The 18,101-nt window shown below is 55.4% G+C and carries 15 protein-coding genes and 5 pseudogenes; 3 read left to right on the top strand and 17 right to left on the bottom strand.

Annotated elements, in window-relative coordinates; genetic code table 11:
* The first annotated feature begins 26 nt into the window (after positions 1–26).
* Positions 27–785: an SOS response-associated peptidase gene (locus tag ALFI_RS05005; RefSeq protein ID WP_227042936.1), complete on the top strand. Its 759-nt coding sequence runs from the start codon at positions 27–29 to the stop codon at positions 783–785.
* A gap of 80 nt (positions 786–865) precedes the next feature.
* Here the strand turns inward: ALFI_RS05005 and ALFI_RS05000 are convergent, their stop codons facing one another.
* Positions 866–1,255 (bottom strand): hypothetical protein, encoded by a 390-nt coding sequence (locus ALFI_RS05000; RefSeq protein ID WP_014775013.1) that lies wholly within the window; start codon positions 1,253–1,255, stop codon positions 866–868.
* A 1,058-nt stretch (positions 1,256–2,313) separates the two neighbouring features.
* On the opposite strand from ALFI_RS05000, the gene ALFI_RS04990 reads away from it, so the two are divergent.
* Positions 2,314–2,748 carry a hypothetical protein gene (locus tag ALFI_RS04990; protein ID WP_014775012.1) on the top strand — a complete coding sequence of 145 codons (435 nt, stop codon included), beginning with the start codon at positions 2,314–2,316 and terminating at the stop codon, positions 2,746–2,748.
* Here ALFI_RS04990 and ALFI_RS17835 read toward each other — a convergent pair.
* The 4 genes and pseudogenes from ALFI_RS17835 to ALFI_RS04975 all read right to left on the bottom strand — a co-directional run.
* A pseudogene (locus ALFI_RS17835) lies at positions 2,654–2,898 on the bottom strand (DUF4138 domain-containing protein); the annotation flags it as partial. The gene ALFI_RS04990 and the pseudogene ALFI_RS17835 overlap by 95 nt on opposite strands.
* Positions 2,899–2,996: 98 nt before the next feature.
* Positions 2,997–3,560 (bottom strand): IbrB-like domain-containing protein, encoded by a 564-nt coding sequence (locus ALFI_RS04985; protein WP_014775011.1) that lies wholly within the window; start codon positions 3,558–3,560, stop codon positions 2,997–2,999.
* A complete protein-coding gene (locus ALFI_RS04980; RefSeq protein ID WP_014775010.1) occupies positions 3,505–4,821 on the bottom strand; it encodes a DUF3440 domain-containing protein in 1,317 nt (438 codons plus the stop codon). Before ALFI_RS04980 ends, ALFI_RS04985 begins: the two co-directional genes overlap by 56 nt.
* A complete protein-coding gene (locus ALFI_RS04975) occupies positions 4,818–5,225 on the bottom strand; it encodes a hypothetical protein (RefSeq protein ID WP_042493965.1) in 408 nt (135 codons plus the stop codon). Before ALFI_RS04975 ends, ALFI_RS04980 begins: the two co-directional genes overlap by 4 nt.
* Positions 5,226–5,438: 213 nt before the next feature.
* On the opposite strand from ALFI_RS04975, the gene ALFI_RS04970 reads away from it, so the two are divergent.
* The gene (locus tag ALFI_RS04970) at positions 5,439–5,888 is read left to right on the top strand and encodes a hypothetical protein (protein WP_014775008.1); all 450 of its coding nucleotides are present in this window, start codon (positions 5,439–5,441) and stop codon (positions 5,886–5,888) included.
* Positions 5,889–6,128: 240 nt separating this feature from the next.
* Here ALFI_RS04970 and traN read toward each other — a convergent pair whose 3' ends face one another.
* The 12 genes and pseudogenes from traN to ALFI_RS04910 all read right to left on the bottom strand — a co-directional run bounded on the left by traN (position 6,129) and on the right by ALFI_RS04910 (position 18,101).
* Positions 6,129–7,034 carry a conjugative transposon protein TraN gene (gene traN, locus ALFI_RS04965; protein ID WP_014775007.1) on the bottom strand — a complete coding sequence of 302 codons (906 nt, stop codon included), beginning with the start codon at positions 7,032–7,034 and terminating at the stop codon, positions 6,129–6,131.
* Position 7,035: 1 nt separating this feature from the next.
* Positions 7,036–8,244 carry a conjugative transposon protein TraM gene (gene traM / locus ALFI_RS04960; RefSeq protein WP_014774771.1) on the bottom strand — a complete coding sequence of 403 codons (1,209 nt, stop codon included), beginning with the start codon at positions 8,242–8,244 and terminating at the stop codon, positions 7,036–7,038.
* A gap of 233 nt (positions 8,245–8,477) precedes the next feature.
* A pseudogene (gene traK / locus ALFI_RS04955) lies at positions 8,478–9,077 on the bottom strand (conjugative transposon protein TraK); the annotation flags it as partial.
* 14 nt (positions 9,078–9,091) lie between these two features.
* The gene (gene traJ, locus ALFI_RS04950; RefSeq protein WP_014774768.1) at positions 9,092–10,168 is read right to left on the bottom strand and encodes a conjugative transposon protein TraJ; all 1,077 of its coding nucleotides are present in this window, start codon (positions 10,166–10,168) and stop codon (positions 9,092–9,094) included.
* 6 nt (positions 10,169–10,174) lie between these two features.
* The gene (locus ALFI_RS04945; RefSeq protein ID WP_014774767.1) at positions 10,175–10,804 is read right to left on the bottom strand and encodes a DUF4141 domain-containing protein; all 630 of its coding nucleotides are present in this window, start codon (positions 10,802–10,804) and stop codon (positions 10,175–10,177) included.
* Between the two features lie 46 nt (positions 10,805–10,850).
* Positions 10,851–11,747, bottom strand: a complete 897-nt coding sequence (locus tag ALFI_RS04940) for a hypothetical protein (protein WP_244265000.1) — start codon at positions 11,745–11,747, stop codon at positions 10,851–10,853.
* A 282-nt stretch (positions 11,748–12,029) separates the two neighbouring features.
* Positions 12,030–12,464, bottom strand: a complete 435-nt coding sequence (locus ALFI_RS04935) for a hypothetical protein (protein WP_009598935.1) — start codon at positions 12,462–12,464, stop codon at positions 12,030–12,032.
* The gene (locus ALFI_RS04930; protein ID WP_229111673.1) at positions 12,454–12,813 is read right to left on the bottom strand and encodes a DUF3876 domain-containing protein; all 360 of its coding nucleotides are present in this window, start codon (positions 12,811–12,813) and stop codon (positions 12,454–12,456) included. The genes ALFI_RS04935 and ALFI_RS04930 overlap by 11 nt, the downstream gene beginning before the upstream one ends.
* An 11-nt stretch (positions 12,814–12,824) precedes the next feature.
* Positions 12,825–14,411, bottom strand: a pseudogene (locus tag ALFI_RS04925) (TraG family conjugative transposon ATPase); the annotation flags it as partial.
* A gap of 113 nt (positions 14,412–14,524) precedes the next feature.
* Positions 14,525–16,185: pseudogene (ltrA, locus tag ALFI_RS04920) on the bottom strand (group II intron reverse transcriptase/maturase).
* A gap of 601 nt (positions 16,186–16,786) precedes the next feature.
* Positions 16,787–17,713: pseudogene (locus ALFI_RS04915) on the bottom strand (TraG family conjugative transposon ATPase); the annotation flags it as partial.
* Between the two features lie 4 nt (positions 17,714–17,717).
* Positions 17,718–18,101, bottom strand: coding sequence for a DUF4133 domain-containing protein (locus ALFI_RS04910; RefSeq protein WP_139022503.1), 384 nt, complete (start codon positions 18,099–18,101; stop codon positions 17,718–17,720).

Below are 18,101 nucleotides of genomic sequence, written 5' to 3'. Positions count from 1 at the left end.
CCGTAGCCAAAAGGTACGGTAAGCAGTTGGATATTATCGAAGCTGCCCGGCAGGTACTCGCCGAGCAGGAACAGGACGCAAGGGCCCGTCAGGACGCCGGATCCGAACATAGGATGAGCGTTTACGACGTTCGGCTGGCCGAGGAGATCTACGTCATTCCCGCCTATGCCGAGCCGCACTGCGTTATCGTTTCGGGCTCGGAGGAACTTCAGGTCATGCAGTGGGGGCTGATTCCGCGGACGGCGAAGCCCGGAGATGCTCAGCGTTACGACCGGGAGAATCTGTTCAAGAACGCACGGGCCGAGACGCTTTTCGAGAAATGGCCGTGGCGAATGCTGTGGCAGCATAACCGGTGCATCATCCCCGTAACCGGATTCTACGAGCCGCACAGACTGCCGAACGGAAAGGCGCAGTATTACTATACCACTTTAAAGGATCAGGAATTATTCTCCATCGCCGGGCTCTGGGACGAGTGGACGCATCCGCAGACCGGAGAAAAAGTGCTGTCGTTCGTGCTGATAACGACCGAAGCGAACGCCATGATGCGGAAGATCCATAACGGCGGAGGCAATCCGTTCCGGATGCCGAAGATACTAACCCAAGAGCAGGAGAAGCGCTGGCTCGACCCGTCCATCGCATCCGAGGAGGCCGTCGCGGCCCTGCTGACCGTATACCCCGAAAAGGAGATGACAGCATGGCCCGTGCGGCCGAAGTTCAACTACGGAGACCCTTACGACGAAGGAATTATAGAGCCGGTCGCGGAAATGCAGACGCTCGGACTCTGAACGCAAAGCTGCATGACATCATACAAAAAGAGAGGAGGCCGATAACGGCCTCCCCTCCGGCAATGAGTCGCGTCACTCTTCTAATATATGAACTCTGCCAGTGCATCGACGAGCAGTCTGAGGAGCTGCTCGGCCGTCAGAGGGTAGGACCTTTTCCTGAATATGCGGTCCATCTTCGTCCGTAGGAGCTCGAAGAAACGGTTGGCTTCGTGAACCGGCATTTTCTTGACCGTCATCACCATCAGCCACAGCGGAACTTCGATATAGGGCGGCTGGATGAAGAGTTCGAGCAGTTCGTCGGAGTGGTGCCTGTAATCCAGAAAACTGTTCTCGCAGACTCCGTACAGCGGCAGGACGATCAGCTCGTAGACGATGCGGTGCGTTCTGCGCATATCGCCTTCTTCATAAAACCATACGTCGATCTTTTTGGCGCCGACTATCCGGTACGGATTATAATTGTCCCTGCTCATTTCAGGAAAGGCCCTTTATTTCCGAGTAAATGCTGTTGACCATGTAATCACGTAATTCACTGCGGGTCGAGAGGCGGCAGAACCGGTATTGCTCAGGTAGATGCCGGCCTTTCGAAAAATGTTTCTGGTCCGTCGACCACGACTCCAGAAAGATCGAGTTCCCGTCGTGCCTGTCGTAAAGACCCCATAGGGATTCCGCATCCGGACATCGGGGATCGTCGGTATGGAAAAGATATACCTCTCCGACTTTGAAATTACATTGTTTCACCGTCATTCGTTTGGGCTGTTTTATAATTTGTGCGGCAAAGATGGATGAAACGTCGGGCCCTTGCAAGAACATGTGGAACCATTCCAATTTTTTATTATAACAGGTGCGTCTCGATGCGCGTTTAACGAAGAATTTACGGCGGTCGGTTTTGCCGGGTACTTACTGCGTAGTGCAGCGGATTTCGCGTTTTGGAAATCGATTTTCTCACAAAAACGCCGGAAAAAATTTGGATGATAACGAAGAAATGACTATATTCGGGATAACAATAGAGCAATTTATCTGTTGTAAACTGTTTATCGTTCGTAAGTCCCAACTTTTACCTCAATGGCGAATAAACAGGCAAGATCGTAATGCGCGGTCTTGACTGGTTCGCCATAACCTTTGGGACGGTACGAAGCAACCGGTCGAGAACCGCGCATATTTTTTGACATTGCGAATCAAAAGATGTGCCACTATGAATCGACCCGAATGTGAAAGCGAAAGGCTGATTTACAGTTTAGAAACAAGCTCCAAATTACAACTTTTATTCGAAAACTCCGCTGTCGGTGAAACTTATTTGTTTCACCGGATTGCTTCGGATTGCCTGCGGATTCCCCGTTTTTCGATAAAGGCATCGGAACCGCCGTCGGTTCCGTATCGACCGCCTCCGATTCGTCTTCATTCTGATGGCACCGTCCGCTTTCGCCCGGCTGCCCGCAAAGCCGGCCCGCGAAGACTCGTGCGCACGGATCGCCGTTCCGGCATCGTCTGAATACGAACAAATTTTCCTAATCTCAAAATGATGGATTTTATGAACGGTTTTGAAAAGGATAACGAGAATCCATATCGCCTTTATCGTGTGGTAAGCGTCAAAAAGATCGACCGCTGGTTTTTCGAGAAGCATAACCATCGCAGAACCCATGCGAAAATCTATGAAACGGTCATCCGGCCTAAGTTCGGGATTTGCGAAAACACGTTTCTCGACTACCGCCACGAATCCGACGAACTGCTGGAATTGTTCCGGCAATCGGTCAACGTCGAATTTTCGATGTGGCTTCCGACCATGGAGGCCAAGTACATGAGCCCTGTCGAAGCCGACCGCTTCAGTTTGATGCTTTGGGATGCGTTCGACTCGGCTTTTAAATGTATACTCAAAGAGGAACTGGCCTGCCGGATAAATGCCGAAAAGTTATTGAAATACCTGATAATCTGTTTGGGAGAGAAATCTCCCGTCGTGGTGAGGTGACGCGGCTCGTTATTTCGGTAGTCTGATGCCGGGCTCCGTTTTTCTCGGTGATTTCCACTAAAAGTACCTTGTCATCGGAGATCGTGAGCTTGGGCAGCGCGAATACCGTCCGCTGGCGCTGGTGCCCCTTACGACGGCCGGATCATTGCATGGATCGACTTCGGGAAAACGTCCTATCAGTCCCATCCGCTGGACCCGAAACGGGATCAGCCTGTGGAGCGGATCGCGATTCCGGAATAAGCGGGCAGTTATAGCACAAATTCGACCGTGTCCTCGTCGGCATCGCCGAGGCTGAACTCCTTGTCGGAGAAGAGTTCGGCGAGGCCCGTGATCTGTTTCAATCGCAGCAACTCGTCGCGGTCCATGCCGATATGACGCATGATCCACTGGTCGGACATCCGCGCGCGGGTCAGTTCGGCGACGATCTCGCTCATCAGCTCGACGTTGTGCGTTCCCCGCGCCCGGTTGTGGCGGATGGTCGAGGCCATGCGGTTCGAAAGGTCCTTTTCGATCACGGTGACGGGCAGCAGCCCCCGTTCGCGTTCGTAGATGCGCTTCGAGGTTTTGAGCACCAGATAGCGGTGGTAGCCGTCCACCAGTTCGTAACAGTCCCTTTCGGCGTCGTAATAGCAGACGCACGGCATCGTGTAGCCGTCTTCCCAGATCGACAGTTCCAGCAGTTTCATTTCGGGCGGCGCCACGACATTGGGGTTGTAGCTGTTCGCCACGATCTTCTCCACCGGTACGGCGCGGACGTTATAGACAGGGCTCCGGAAGTTCTTCTCGGTCGGATGTTCGTAATAGCGATTCATATTTTTCCATGATTTTCCTGCGGCGCTGCGTTTCGCTTTTGTTGGGCGAAAAACCCATGTATTTGCAGGCGTGGTCGTTTTTCAGGATGCAGATGCAGATGCGTTTGAACGTGGGCAGCTGGCTGAATTCCGGCAGGTCCGTGTCGTCGAGATACTCCATGCGCACCGGACGCTTGTCGGTGCGGTAGGCGCTTTTGTCGCCTACTTCGATGCGGATGCCGGCCTTTTGCAGTTTGGCGATGGTTTCCTCGGAGAGACATCCGCCCTTTTCGCGCCAGAAGCGGATGCTTACGGATAGTTTTTCCAGATAGTTGCGCCGCGTCGGCTCCGGAAGGGTCGAGAGCAGGAAGTGCATGTAGCGCTCCCATGTCATTCCTTTCGGCAGGCGCGCCGACTGCCATCCGGCTGCCGCCGTCCTGCCGTACAGCGCCGCGAAATTGGCCCCGTCGACCCGGCCGACCATGCGTCCCCACGTATCCGGATCGATGGCTTTGTAGAGGTGCAGGCTGGCGATGGCCGGCGAGATGAACGGACTGGCCACGCGCTGACTGTCGAGCGGCACGCCGGCCCGGTAGAAGAGGTCGTACAGCCGGTTGTAGGGCCAGCCGAAACGACCGTTCGCCGTCCAGATGTCGGTCGTCAGCCAGTCGTAGAGCGGATAGGCGTTGCAGATGCCGCCGCCGGCCCACTGGCGTATCCACCGTTTTCCGGCGAACCGATGGTGGTTGCGGTCGCTGTAAATCGTGCGCCAGCGGTTGAAGCTCTCCTGCGTGCGGATGCCGATCAGACAGCACGTGCGCGCCGCACCGCTGCGTGCGTGGAGCCATTCGGCGAAGCGGTTCTGGAATTCGTAATCCCACATTTCGTCGGTGAAGAACGGGAAATCTAGATGCGTAAGGCATCCCTCAGGCATCTCCCGCACCCAGATGTCCCGCTTCGACTCCTCCCACGGCCGCCAGTATTGCCGGAACATCGAGGTGCAGGTCTGGACCTTGAACGGCACGCAGATCCGGTATACATCGAGGATATCGGTGTTCTCGGCCAGCATGCGGTCCACATAGTCGAGCGTATCGCGGTACTGGATTTCGTAATCCATATGGAAGACCCCAATCCGGCGCTGTAGTCCGTGCCGCCGGACGTAGTCGATGCAAAGGTTGAGTAGCACGCCGCTGTCCTTGCCGCCGGAGAAGGAGACGTAGATGTTGTCGAAAAGGTCGAAGACCGTTTTCAACCGCCGCTGTGTCCGCTCGTAGACGTTCATGGCTGCCGTTTTTTCCCGTATTGCATCGTCACGTACTGCGTCCACTCCTTCGTGGGGACGAAGCCCTCGGTGCGGAACACCTCGGCGTGGCGGAGCAGCGTCACGGAACGTATCGTATAGTCGCGGTGGTAGTATCGGATGATTTCGCGCAGGAAGCGCGACAGCAGCTGCGGATCGTCGCCCGAAACGTAGTAGTTGTTGATCTTGGCCACTCCGCCGTCGGTGATCTCCACGGGCATGAACCCGAAGACGGTCTCGCCTTCCCACGCGACGAACCACGTATGCGCACGCGAGGTCCAGAACGGATAGTTGTTGTTCTGGCGCAGCACGCTGCGTCGCATGACCAGCGGAGCGACGAGTGTATAAAGGCGGGGCGAAGTGCCGTCCAGTTTCTCGATTGTCATATCCGAAAGGTTATAAAACGACCGAATGTTATACATCTGTGACCGAATGTATTAAAAGCGCATTCGATCCTTCCAAATATAAAAAATATCGGTCGTTTTCCCAAATTTTCGGATCAGGGCGAAGGATGATATTGCACTGGTTTTTCTTTTGCACCAGCGTATTTTTTAGGCAGAAAAAATTATTTTTGCATACGAAACCGTTAACCTTGATTTATGAATTGTGCAAATCATCCTGCCGAAGCGGCAGTCGCCCAATGTACGGAATGCGGAAAAGGACTGTGTGTACAATGCGTACAAAACCAGCCAAAACCCGTATGCGCCGCATGCCATGAAAAATTGAGAAGCCAGACTGTCGGCTCGATTGTTTTTCATCTGCTTGTTTATGTCGGGCTGTTCATCCTGGGATATAAATTGAATTTCATGGAAGGGAATGGATTTCCCGACGGGAGATTTGCCAGCGGTTATACGCTGATGGCCGTGGTCTCCGGCTGGCAGTTCTTGAACTCTGTCGTCGGCTGGCGATTGGTGCAGGGAGATTTGACGGCTTGGGCGATCTATTACGTGCTTAAATTACTCCTTTCCGTAATTGTCGGCTTTTTCACAGCCCCTTTCATGATCCTGTGGAACTTGATAAAACTGATATCTTTCATGATGCGACGATAACAATCTTCTAAAACAAGGGATAGCCTAATACTCTGGGATGCGTTCGATAAGGCTTTTCAACATATATTCAAAGAGGAATCGATCTGCCGGATACATGCCGAAAAGTTATTGAAATGCCTGATAATCTGTTTGGGCGAGAAATCACCCGTCGGGGTGAGGTGACGCGACTCGTTAATGAAGGGAGGGGGCTGTCCGAAATTTCGGACAGCCCCCTCCCGGTGTTTTCATAAACCAGTCATTTTATAGCACCTTGGCATTCGAAATCTCCCGGCTCGGAATTTCGGTAGTCTGATGCCGGGCTCCATTCTTTTCGATGATCTCCAATAAGAGCACCTTGTCGTCGGCGATTGTGAGCTTGGGCAGCGCGAATACCGTCCGCTGACGCTGATGTCCCCTTACAACGGCCGGATCGTTGCATACGCGCAGGATTTCGAGCGGTGTCTGCTGCTGTGCCGTACGCTTTGCGAGCTTCTTGTCGGCTACGATAAACTGTCGTGCATCCACTTCGAAAGAGATATTCGTGTCGTTATACATACAAGTATGTATGTAAACGACATCGTTGGAGACGTAAATTCCCAGCACCTCGACCCCGATGCCGTACTTCTTCGTGCGAATGCCCTTTACGTCCGTACGGTTCTGCCGGTATATGTCGCTCAACATGCGTTTTATGGTCGCGGGCTTCTCTCGGCCTACCTCGCGCAGCAGCACCCGGCCTTCGGATGCTGGGGCCGTCGGCTGCGGATAGCCCGCGGCAGCCGGTTTCTTCACACCTTCCGTCTGCGGTTCCTGCACTGTAAGATTGAGGGTCGAGACAACCGGGTTCTCGGCATAGTGGACATCGAACGTGAAAAATCCGCCGTCTTCGGTGATGACCGTCAGGTTTGTTTCTGCTGCGAAATTCCGCACGGCCGCCTTCACCCGCACGACGTTTTCGGCCCCGTCGGCCTTGCCTGCTATGATGTCCATCGAGCCGATGTCGATATACGTGACGGGCGACGGGAAGAGGATGTGTACAGTCTTGGTGAATCCCGCTTCGATACGCAGGGGCCGGATCTCCGCCGGCGTTTCCGGTGTCGTTCGTGCCGTAACCTTTACCGCCGTGATTGCGGCGACGATCAGGGCCAGATAAATAAGGTCTCTTTTCATTTTACTGCTGTTTTGAAATCAATAATAGCTGATGGTTGGCTTTGAGGGTTATCTTCACCTCGCGGAGCTTCCCGGCGACATACTGCGACGAAGCCTGCAATCCTCCGCGCGCCAGTTCGGACAACATCTGCTGTCCGGCCGAACGGGTGACGTTTACGCTCGTGCCGGCAGTCTGCCCGACGGATGCCAGCGCCTCTTTGAGGGCCGTCCGCTCGCGGGAGTTCGGGACGTTGAGCCCCGGCTGGCCGTCCATGTCGTAAGCTACGGCTTCGACGGCGAAGATCCGTCCGCCGTATTCGACGGACGACACCACGACCTGCAGCCGCATTCCGGAGATCGTCGCAAGACTGTATAGCGGCGTATTCCGGGGGATGGTCACTCCGTCGATACGCACGGCTTCCAGCAACCGCAGTTGCACGGTGCTTCCGGCACGTATGACCTGCGTCGAGGCGACGCAGGCTCTGACGGTCGGAGTATCGGCATGCGCGACGCCACCTGCCGCCGTGAGAAATCCCAAGTTGCGTTCGACGGTGAAATCCGCCCGTGTGTCGAGCGTCGATGCTTCGACCTCACCCTCCCGCACGGGCCGCATGACCGACAGGCGCGAATCCTTCCGCTGCTTTGCCTGCTCAACAGCTTCTTCATCTACGGCCACTCCGCCGCCGAGATACTTCCGGGCGAGCTTGTACTGCTCCTCGGCCAGTTCCAGCGGATCGGGCTGCTGCCGCTCGGCGTCGAGCTGGGATTGCAGGGCTGCGACCTGCTCTTTCAGGGCTTCGACCTCGGCATTGCGCTGCGGAGCGGCGTAGAAGCCCTGCACCTGCCGCTGCATGGCCCGGTTGGCCTCGGAGGCCCGCAGTGCGGGGTTGTCCGCCGGTGCAGGCTCCTCGGCAGGTTTGAGCCCGTCGTCCAGCAGCGAGAACGAGTTGTCGCCGAGTGTCATCATGCGTCTCTGCTGCTGCTCCTCGCTGCGGAGCTGTTCCGCGGCTTTGCGTTTGTCGCTGACGGTGGCCTGCGCCTTGCCGTCCGGAACCGACGTGTTGATCCCCGCGGCCCCTTCTTGAGGCTTGACGGGCGCAGGTCGGAATATAAGCCACATCGCGACGAGGAAGATGCATCCGAGGATCGCCGCGAAGAGCAGCACCTTGCGCTTGCGCAGCCGTTCGAACTCCGCCGAGGGGTCGTTTCCCGGATTCTTGTTTTCTGTCATAACGTTTACGGTTTTGGATGTAATAATTCGGGATGCCCGATCTCCAGCTCCGGTACCATGTCCATAGCGAACAGGAGCCAAAGGTAAAGGAGCAGCAGCAGGACGAGCGCCGCGAGTACGATCCGCTCCCGGATGCGGGGTGCGAGCGCGTCATGCCGGCGTCGCAGCGACCGCCGCATCCAGCGGATGCGGCAGCGCAGGGAGTGCGGTTTAGCGGTCATAGGTCGCGAGGTCTTTGTTTCGACGATGTTCAGCGCCTCGACCATGAAGCCCTGCGGGTTGTTGTCCGAGCGGGAAACGTTCACCAGACGGCACGTCGTGACGAGCGACCGCTCCGTGACGGTGCTTTCGCGCAGGATGCGCTGCCGGGCAAAGGTCGTAACCTCGTAGGGATAGCGGTCGAAATTGCAGCGGATGCTGTCCACTTTGACCATCTGCGAAACATTGCCCGCGATCAGGCGGTTGAAGAAGCCCTTTTCCTGCAGAACCTTGTAGTAGGATAAGGCGCTTTTGTCGGCCATCTGCAAGGCGCGTCCGACATTGGACTCGATGGCTGCCTTGTCGGGCGAGAGGGTGAAGAAGAGCTCGTGGAAGCGCCGCACATGCTCGCGGGCCTCTACGGGACGGTTCTGTGCGAGGTCCTGCGAGAGCGCCACCATCAGCGAGCGTCCGTTGTCCAGCACGTAGATCTTCTGCCGCTGCCGTTCGGCGAAGGAGTAGGACATCCAGACCGCCGCCACGGTAACGACGGCGCAGACTCCGGCGAAGACGAGCGCGTACATGCGCAGCTGCCGAAACGATGTTTCGATGTTCGTTAAACACTTGAATTCCATAATAACGGGTTATTTTATTTTCTGAAAATAAGCCGGGCGCCGTTCATGATGCCGCGTCCCACGGCCTTACCGCCCGATAATGCCGCCGAGCCGGCGCCTTTGGCCCCGGCCCATGCTTTGCCGGCCGTCCATCCGGCTCCGGCGCTTACGAGCGAGGTCATTTTCGAGACGGTCTTGTTATAGGCGGCGAATCCGTTCGCCTGCACGACCCACGAGGCGATCGAGGGGATGCAGAGGTATCCGCAGACGGCTACGAGCATGAAGATCAGATTCAGACTGTTCGACCAGTCCACATACCAGTTGTAGCCTCCGGCCATCAGTTCGGCATCGTGTCGCATGGCGAGACTTTGCAGACGTGCGATGATCGCCGAGAAAAGATCCGAGATCGGCAGCCACAGGTAGATCGAGACATACTTCGTGAGCCATTGCGTCAGCGTGGACTGAAATCCGTCGAACACGGAGATGGCAAAGGCGATCGGCCCCAGCAGGCTCAATACGACCAGATAAAAAGTCCTCAGCACGTCGAGTATGACGCTCGCCGCGGCGAAGAGCAGTTCGAGTACCCACGCCAGACATTTGAAGATGATCCCTTTGACCGACCATGAGGAACGCTGTTCATTCATACGATCGAGGGCCTGCTGCGTCTGGTCGTCGAGTCCCAGTTCATTCAGTTCGCGTTCCATCTCCTCGTCTTCGGCATAGTAGCTGTCCGGGGGCATCTGCTCGCGGCTTTCGAGTTCGAGCCGCTCACGCCGCTCCTGCCATTGTTCCATGTCGAGTGTTTGCCCGACCATCAGCGAATGCGTCGCCTTTACCAGGGGTGAAAGTATGCCGTTCAGGCTTCCCAGCACGAGCGTCGGGAAGAACAGGATGCAGATGCCGATGGCGAAGGGCCGCATAAGGGGAAAGAGGTCGATCGGTTCGGCTTGGGCCATCGACTGCCAGACGCGGTAGGCGATGTGAAGCAGCGCCCCGATCCCTGCGATGGCCATTGCGACCTGCGACATCGGATAGCACAGCGCCATCATGTCGTCGTAAAGCACCCGGAGAATCGTATGCAGATTGTCCGTAAGGGAAAGCATGTGTACCATCGTCGGCTACCAGTAACGTTGTTCGTCGGTTCCGTACAATGAGAGCACACCCTCCATGTCCCGCTTCCGGGCGGCCCGCAGCAGGGATATGGAGATGTTCTTGCGCGTGTAGTAGCGTGCCAGGTCTCGATGGCGCCGCAGAACGCCGTAGACGCGCTGCACCACGTCGATCCGGTCCTTGTCCGTCAGGGACATATCCGTAGGGTTCACGATGTCCTGCAGCTCCTTCAATTCCCCGGCCGATTCCTCGATGATGCGGGCGTAGCCTGCGGCGATGGCCGCGAGCTCCGCGGGCGTGAAGTTCTCGTCGCCGACCATGCGGCGATAACCGTCGACGTAGATGTCCGAGATTTCGCCCACGAGCAGGATGCACTGCTGCACCTTGCGGGCCGAGCGGACGAGGTTGCTGACGGATTTCAGGGCGTCGTAGTATCGCTTCCCCTGCTCATAAATCTTCACGGTTTCCTGAAAGCTTTGCAGCATGGTGGAGCCGTTCTTGGCGGCTTCGACGACCTGCTTGGTGGAGTTGACGATCCCCTGCGCGAGGTTCGTAGGGTCTGAGACGACCCACTGGGCGTATGTGCTGAGGCCCGTGCAGACAAGGCACAGACACAGCAGGATGATTTTCTGTTTCATGCTTGAATTGATTGTGTTATTGAGGATATTCACCCGAAGACGGGCATCACCGCTTTATCCGCCGACCCGAAGCCGGTTGTCCGGTTTGCTCTTTCCTTGCAGAATTGATCTCTTTCTGCCGCACCCCGGAAATATGTTTCTCCGGCTTCGGGCCTTTCTGCCGCAGGGATTCGAACAGATCGTCGGCGTAGGACTGCCGCCCGGTCATGCGGACAAGGCGTGCATCCAGCTCGCGGAAGGCTTTCTCGACCTGCCGGGATTGTTCTTCGCGGGAGATGCCCGGCTCGATACCGTATTTGTCGAGCAGCTGCCGGTTAATACGGCTGTCGTCGATTCGCTCCGGGAAGCGTGCAAGCCATCCCAATGTCTGCAACTCGGCATCGAGTTTTTCAATGTAGGTTTGCCGCAGGGAAATTTCCGGATCACTCTCTAATATCCTCTCGGCTTCCCGCACCATGCGGTTCTCGGCCTTCCAGATTCGCTCCCGGAGCTGCTGCACCTGCTGCGGATTGTCCGCACATGCCGGGCCGTCCAGCCGCCCGCGCATCTTCTGCAACCGGCCCATGTCGGCGTCCCAGTCGTAGAGGCGTACGACGTAACAGGAGGGCATATAACGTCCTCTCGTTTCTGCCAGATGGCGCAGCTCGCGGAATGTCTCGGCGCGGAACTGCCGGTCGATGATATGCGCTGCGGCCTGCAACTCGTCCATCGGAGGCTGCCGGAGCCCACTGTCGGGATGCTGCTCCAAATAAGCATCCAAGAGAAAGGTGTGCATGGCCAGCAGGCCGTGCAGGGAGTGGGCGGTGTTTGCCGGAACGTCCGCGAGGCGGCACCCGATCTTTTTCGCAAACGGCGTTCCGCGCAGGGCCTCCATCAGCGCCAGTACATCTTCTCCGGCCGCATCTTCGGGCGTCCTGAGAAAGCGGGATGTTGCTGTATTCATTGTCAGCCCGATTCCGGCAATGGTCAGATCCGATTTCCGGTGCCGTCGTACAAGATCTGTAACATTGCTTATATCCCGTTCCCGGAGCAGGTTCTCTGCATGACGGGCAATGAGGGTACTTCGATGCTCCCTTTCCCAGTCCGGCTTGCGGCGGAATAGCCGTGCAATCCTATCTTTCCATTCCATAGCCGTCGGATTTAGAAATGTGTGACTGCGGGCAGCGTCTGCCGAAGGGCCGCCCCTGCTTGCCGGGGCAGCCCGGAAATACCGAACGCGGTTCCATTATTCGGCCGGTTCGTTGAAGTCGCACGCTTCGGCACTGATTGCGTCGTCTTCCTGCCGCCGGATGCAGTCCTCCGGAACGAAACGTCCGTAACAGCCGATGGTGAGTGTCTCGGTGGAAGCATCGTAGATCACGCGGTTGCCGTCGTCGGCGCCGAGCCAAAGACGGTGGCGGCGCAGCGCGATGATGCCGTCCTGTACGAGGCGTTTGTAGCAGAGCGCGTGGTCGAAAACGAGGATGCGCCACATGCCCTCGCCGATGCGGCGTATCGAGGCCGAGAGGTTGTTTTCCGCCGAGAGCCACGCTCCGCAGATACGGTCGGCGTCGAGTTGTTCCCGAAGGTCTGCCAAAGTGCGGATGACTTCGGTGCGGGTTCTGATCTCCTGCTGAAGGGCCGCTACGGCCGACGCAGGCGTCGATTGGTTACTGTTCATTGTTTTTGAGTTTTGAGGTTCGTTTGAAAGCGTCGCCCGGCACGAGGAGCAGTGCATCGGCCGGGGGCGTGTAAAAGAGATCGATCCGGCGTCCGCCGTAGGCCGTATAATAGACGCAATCCTTGTAGTGCAGAGCATGTGTTTCGGACGTGCCGCGGCGCGTGATGGTGATGCGGAATTTATCACCGCACGGCTCGATCACCAGCCGCGTGTCGTCGAGCGTCGAATGCCATGCTCCGCACAGGGGACGGATTTTGCGGTATTCGTAATCGTAGAAGAGGTGAAACGCTCCGAGCACGGCCGTAAACGTCAGCAGGATGCCGGCGCATATCCAAAGCAACTGTTTCATGGCAGCGGGCATTAAGATTCGGTTTTCGTTTCGCGCTTGCATGCCAACTGCTGGATGGCGGCTTCGATGTCGCCGCCGAGCTTTTCGGCAAGCTCCATGACCTGCATCTTTTCCGATTCCTCAGTGGTATAGGTCAAATATTCTTCGACCGAGGTTTCCGTGGCATAAACTGCCGACTGCACGCCTCCGAGCCCAATCCACACTTCCTTATAGCGGCGTTTAGGATCGTTCGAGAGGTTGATAGAGAGAATCTGCGCCCGCTCCTTGTCCGTCAGTCCCAGCAGACGTTGTATGCCGTCGAATTTCGAGAGGTATTTGCGCTGGTCCAAAAGGATTTTGCAGTCGGCGTTGTTGATGATCGACTCCTTGACGATGGGCGACGAGATGATGTCGTCCACCTCCTGCGTCACCACGACCGCCTCGCCGAAATACTTGCGAACGGTTTTAAACAAATACCTAATATATGCACTCATATTGGCCGAGGTGAGGGCCTTCCAGCACTCCTCGATGAGAATCATCTTGCGGACTCCTTTCAGCCGCCGCATCTTCGAGATGAAGGTCTCCATGATGATGAGCGTCACCACCGGCAGCAGCGTCCGGTTCGAGGAGATGTTGTCCAGCTCGAAGACGATGAAACGCTTGTCCAGCAAATCAAGCTGTTTGTCGGAGTTCAGCAGGTAGTCGTATTCGCCGCCCTTATAGTAAGGTTCCAGCACGTTCAGGAAATTTTCGAGGTCGAAATCCTTCTCGCGCACGCGCTTCTGCTCCAGAAGCCGCCGGTAGTCGGTTTCGACGAACTCGTAAAAGGTATCGAACGAGGGGACGATGGAGCGGTCGGTGCGGAGCTTCGAGAGGTAGAGGTTCACGGCGTTCGAGAGCGCCACCTCCTCCGAGCGCGTCGGCTCCTCGGATTCGCGTTTCCAAAGGGTCAGCAGCAGCGTCTTGAGCGACTCGCGCTTCTCCACGTCGTACACTCCGTCCTCGACATAGAAGGGATTGAAGGCGATGGGCGCCTCCTCGGTGTAGGTGAAATACACCCCGTCGCGGCCCTTGGTCTTGGCGTGAATCAGCGAGCAGAGCCCTTGGTAGGAGTTGCCCGTGTCGACCAGCAGGATATGCGAACCCTGCTCCCAGTACTGACGAACCAGATGGTTCGTCAGATAACTCTTGCCCGAGCCCGACGGTCCGAGGATAAATTTATTCCGATTCGTGATGACGCCGCGCTTCATCGGAAGATCCGAGATATCCAGATGAATCGGAATGCCCGACAGGCGGTCGGACATCTTGATTCCGAAGGGCGAGAGCGACGAGCGGTAGTTGGTCTCCCCGTTGAAAAGACAGAGGGCCTGATCGAGAAAGGTGTAGAAACTCTCCTCGGCAGGGAAGTCGGCCTCGTTGCCGGGAATCGCCGCCCAGAACAGCACCGGCACGTCCACCGTGTTGTGATGCGGCGTGCATCCCATCAGCGCGAGCTGCGAGCCCACGTCGTTGCGGATGCGCTTCAGCTCCGCTTCGTTCTCGGCCCATGCCATGACGTTGCAGTGGCACCTTACGGAGCGCAGCCCCTGCGAATGCGCCTCATTGAGGTACATTTCGATGTCGAGTAGGTCAGCCCCCTTACGGGAGCTTTCCCCTCTAAGAACCGTACGTGAGAGTTTCCCCTCATACGGCTCAAGCAATTCAAAACTTTTATTTGTAACTAAAAGCCGGCTCATAGTAACTTCCATTTATTTCTGTTAGTAATTCGGCTGCAATGATCATGTATTAGGACTTTCGCCTTTCTACTGCTCCCTGTCATTTCAGTAATTTTCCAGGGAGTTTCCCGTGTGATGTGCTTGCCACACACAGGGCAACATTGCATTTGCTGATTCCACAGGCGATAGATATATTGCTTGCCGTCTAAGTGTGCAAGCATTCTTCGGGTCTTGTATTGATCGAAGAAATCTTTCCAATCGGCATCATATGGGTTGGCCTCACTGCGGATTTTGATATGTCGCTTTATTTTCGTATCCGACAATCTCACAAGAGTGTGGTATTTATCCACTTTCCTGTTTTCAAGCGGTACGGCAAAAGTCCAGCTTCTACCTCTTACAGTGTGATAATACTTGTTGGCAATCCATCGTTTACCTTTTTTGGGATGTCTTCTGCGAGACCATCGCCATAGTTTGTTGAAAATTTGTGCATCTGTTTTACGGAAAGTTTCCGATGCAGAACACCCCTTGTAGTAGTTCGCCCATCCTCTAATGACTGGGTTTAGCAATCGTATCAAAGATTGTTGCTTAGAAGACTTGTTCTTGTCCACTATTTCACGAACCTTATCTAAAAATCTCTTTCGACTCTTCTTGGATGGTTTTGTGATAAACTTGCCTTTATATTTTCTGATATTGAACCCAAGAAAATCAAACCCTTCTTCTATATGAGTTATCTTAGTCTTTTCTTCTGATAAGGTAAGCCCTCTTGCTTGAAGAAACTCAATGACTAATGGTTTAACATGGTTCTCCAACAACTCCTTACTCTCTCCTGTGATAATAAAATCATCCGCGTAGCGAACAAGATTTATCATAGGAGTATAGTAATTTTTCTTCGAGCGGTTTATCGGAAAGCTATCGGCAAGCAGTTTTTCCAGTCCGTCCAAAGTCATATTTGCAAGAGTTGGGGAGATGATGCCGCCTTGAGGAGTTCCCTCCTCTGTCGGAAAAAGTTGCTTGTTGAAAATAAATCCACTTTTCAACCATTTACGGAGCAAAACTTTATCCATAGGGATATTGTCAAGCAACCATTCATGACTGATATGGTCGAAACAACCTTTGATATCACCTTCTAAGATCCATTGTGGGGATGTCGTCCTTGCCAGGTCATTGAAGCATTGTTGAACGGCATCTGCCGTGCTCCTTTCTTTTCTGAAACCATAAGAATTGGCATCAGCCGTTGTTTCAGCTACGGGAGCCAGTGCCATCAGATACAATGCCTGCATAGCCCGGTCTTTCATAGTTGGTATACCCAATGGTCTTAATTTCCCGTTACTCTTTCTGATATGTACTCGTCTCAGAGGTTGGGGTGTATAACCTCTCCTTTTCAGTTCGGTTATTGCACACACTTTAGCATCTGGCGTTTTCCATGTTACCATATCGACGCCAGCCGTTTTACTCCCATTATTGGAAGTTACACGTCTTACCGCTAATGCTTTAGCGTAAAACGAGTGGGTCAGTGTCCACTGCAAGGCTTTGACCTTGTTGTGGCGACCCTCTTTTTGAGCCTTTACAATACGCGCTTGTAGCTTTTGAACCGCAGCTTCGCATTTGAGCCAATTTATACTGTCCCATTTGCTCTGCGTTTGGTCAGTCGATGCACACGATTTTTAATTTCGTTCATTTGCTTTTCTCCTTTTAAAAGTTCTAAAAGTTTCTTGTAAAGAATCACCTACCGCAGAAGTCAGCCTGCTTTCGCAGCGGGATGATGTTTCAATCCCTATTCACCCCATTACAGGGTGGCATTCGCTTTTTCTGCAATCCTATACCCGCACTCCATTCGGCATTCCTTACGGTCTGCTTACCTGTCATTGGCAGGAGAAATACGGGCTTACTACGTTCCGTGCAAGTAACTTATAAGTGGGTTAGGTTCTGTCTATTACACCGGCAGTACTCTGTTCGTGTATTCCCAGAATGGAGAGGAATAACCGACTGCTTCCCTTTTGGGCTGAAGCCTATCAGTATCTTTGGCTTCTTCAACCTTACGACGTTTAGACGACAGTTCGCTTACGCTAACCATACCACCCAAGCCAAGCTCCCTGACTGTATGATACTAACAGCCATTGTCTTTCCCTCACGGTTCTGACTGCTCCTTTCGGAAGGGCTACCTTGTCTGGACAGCTTTGATACAGTATATTACTATTGGTGCATCTGTCCATAGGCTACCGTTGACGAAACAACGGGTTAAATCTAAGTTTAACAATTACTTACACAGCGACGTATCGCACCCACTCCCGGTTGATGGCGTTCGAGCGCGAATAGGCCGCCAGCGAGTTCATGTTCCGGGCCGAGGCTTCGAGCCGCTTGAGCGTTTCGTCGTGGTCGTCGAGGAAGATCACCTGATTGTAGACATGGTTGCAGGAGAGCAGCAGCCCCACGGGCGCCGCGAAGGAGAGGCGGCAGTCCGAGCGGTCGGTCGAGAGGCGTTCGTAGCGGAAATCCGTCGCCACGCTCTGCGGCAGCATGTCCAGATCGGAGAGCGTGTGCATCGAGAGGTATTTGTCCCCGATACGCATCACGTCCGGGTCGAGACGGATATCCTCGTTGACGACCGGACGCTGTTCGTCCGAGAGGGCGAAGTAACGGGCCAGCAGCCCGGCGTCGTCCGCCGTGCCGACGATCTCTGCTTCCGTAAGCCGCTCGACGCGCACGAGGCCCGAATCGTTCAGGATGCGTTCCATCTGCTCCGCGGCCTCCAGAAAGCGCGTCACGGCATCCGTGTCGCGCATCTCCCGCGGGACGATGAAGCCCCGGCACAGCACGGACGAGGCGCTGGTCTGCCGCATCCGTTCGGGCGTGGTCTTCGTAACGAACAGGTAGCACGTATGGCGCAGGTAGGGCCGCTCGTTGAAATGACGTTCGTAAGAGCGGGCGAGAAAGCTCCGCTCGGAACCCTCCTCCGGAGCCGTGTATCGTTCTTCGATAAAGAAGTCCTGTTTGTGGACGACGGTGTAATCCGGCAGCACTTTCAGGGCTTTGAGCCATGCGCCGTGCAGTGCTTCGTATTCCTCGGCCGTGAGGGTGAAGAGTTCGGGCAGTGTGACGCGGTAGGCCGCAGTGATGTCGGCGAACTTGGAGATGATGCAGTTGTTCTCGACTCTCAGAAGTGGAAATTTCGATTCCAAGGTCGAGGTTTTCAGGGTTCCGCGCATAGGATTACAGTTTTACGGTTCGACGAAAACGCAACAGCCGCCCGACGGCCCGGCGGTGAACGATGCGCCGCGGATGCCGGCGCGAGGCCATGAGCTTCTGAAGCCCGTGGGGGCCGAAACGGCGGTTCAGGTAGAAGGTGCCGCCCGTGACGGCAAGGCCGGCCGTGAGGGCGAAGAGGATGCACAGGCCCTGCGGGACGCCGCTCATGTACATTCCGGCGAAGCAGACGAAGACGCCCAGAAGCCCCGCGACGAACAGCACGAGGTACTGCGCCGTGAGTCGTAGGCTAAGAACCCGGTGCCTTGCCGTATTTCTACGGTAGGTTTCCAAGAACTCGCCTCCGAACCGTGCTTGCACCTCTCGGCGCACACGGCTCTCCACTAACAT

The organism is Alistipes finegoldii DSM 17242, assembly GCF_000265365.1.
In the GTDB taxonomy this organism is placed as follows: Bacteria; Bacteroidota; Bacteroidia; order Bacteroidales; family Rikenellaceae; genus Alistipes; species Alistipes finegoldii.
This window is presented reverse-complemented; position numbering and strand designations above follow the sequence as displayed.

Coding starts and splice junctions, on each gene's coding strand:
- ALFI_RS05000 (WP_014775013.1), bottom strand. CDS start 1,255: ATGAGCAGGGACAATTATAATCCGTACCGGATAGTCGGCGCCAAAAAG.
- ALFI_RS04990 (WP_014775012.1), top strand. CDS start 2,314: ATGAACGGTTTTGAAAAGGATAACGAGAATCCATATCGCCTTTATCGT.
- ALFI_RS04985 (WP_014775011.1), bottom strand. CDS start 3,560: ATGAATCGCTATTACGAACATCCGACCGAGAAGAACTTCCGGAGCCCT.
- ALFI_RS04980 (WP_014775010.1), bottom strand. CDS start 4,821: ATGAACGTCTACGAGCGGACACAGCGGCGGTTGAAAACGGTCTTCGAC.
- ALFI_RS04975 (WP_042493965.1), bottom strand. CDS start 5,225: ATGACAATCGAGAAACTGGACGGCACTTCGCCCCGCCTTTATACACTC.
- ALFI_RS04970 (WP_014775008.1), top strand. CDS start 5,439: ATGAATTGTGCAAATCATCCTGCCGAAGCGGCAGTCGCCCAATGTACG.
- traN (WP_014775007.1), bottom strand. CDS start 7,034: ATGAAAAGAGACCTTATTTATCTGGCCCTGATCGTCGCCGCAATCACG.
- traM (WP_014774771.1), bottom strand. CDS start 8,244: ATGACAGAAAACAAGAATCCGGGAAACGACCCCTCGGCGGAGTTCGAA.
- traJ (WP_014774768.1), bottom strand. CDS start 10,168: ATGGTACACATGCTTTCCCTTACGGACAATCTGCATACGATTCTCCGG.
- ALFI_RS04945 (WP_014774767.1), bottom strand. CDS start 10,804: ATGAAACAGAAAATCATCCTGCTGTGTCTGTGCCTTGTCTGCACGGGC.
- ALFI_RS04940 (WP_244265000.1), bottom strand. CDS start 11,747: ATGAATACAGCAACATCCCGCTTTCTCAGGACGCCCGAAGATGCGGCC.
- ALFI_RS04935 (WP_009598935.1), bottom strand. CDS start 12,464: ATGAACAGTAACCAATCGACGCCTGCGTCGGCCGTAGCGGCCCTTCAG.
- ALFI_RS04930 (WP_229111673.1), bottom strand. CDS start 12,813: ATGAAACAGTTGCTTTGGATATGCGCCGGCATCCTGCTGACGTTTACG.
- ALFI_RS04910 (WP_139022503.1), bottom strand. CDS start 18,101: ATGTTAGTGGAGAGCCGTGTGCGCCGAGAGGTGCAAGCACGGTTCGGA.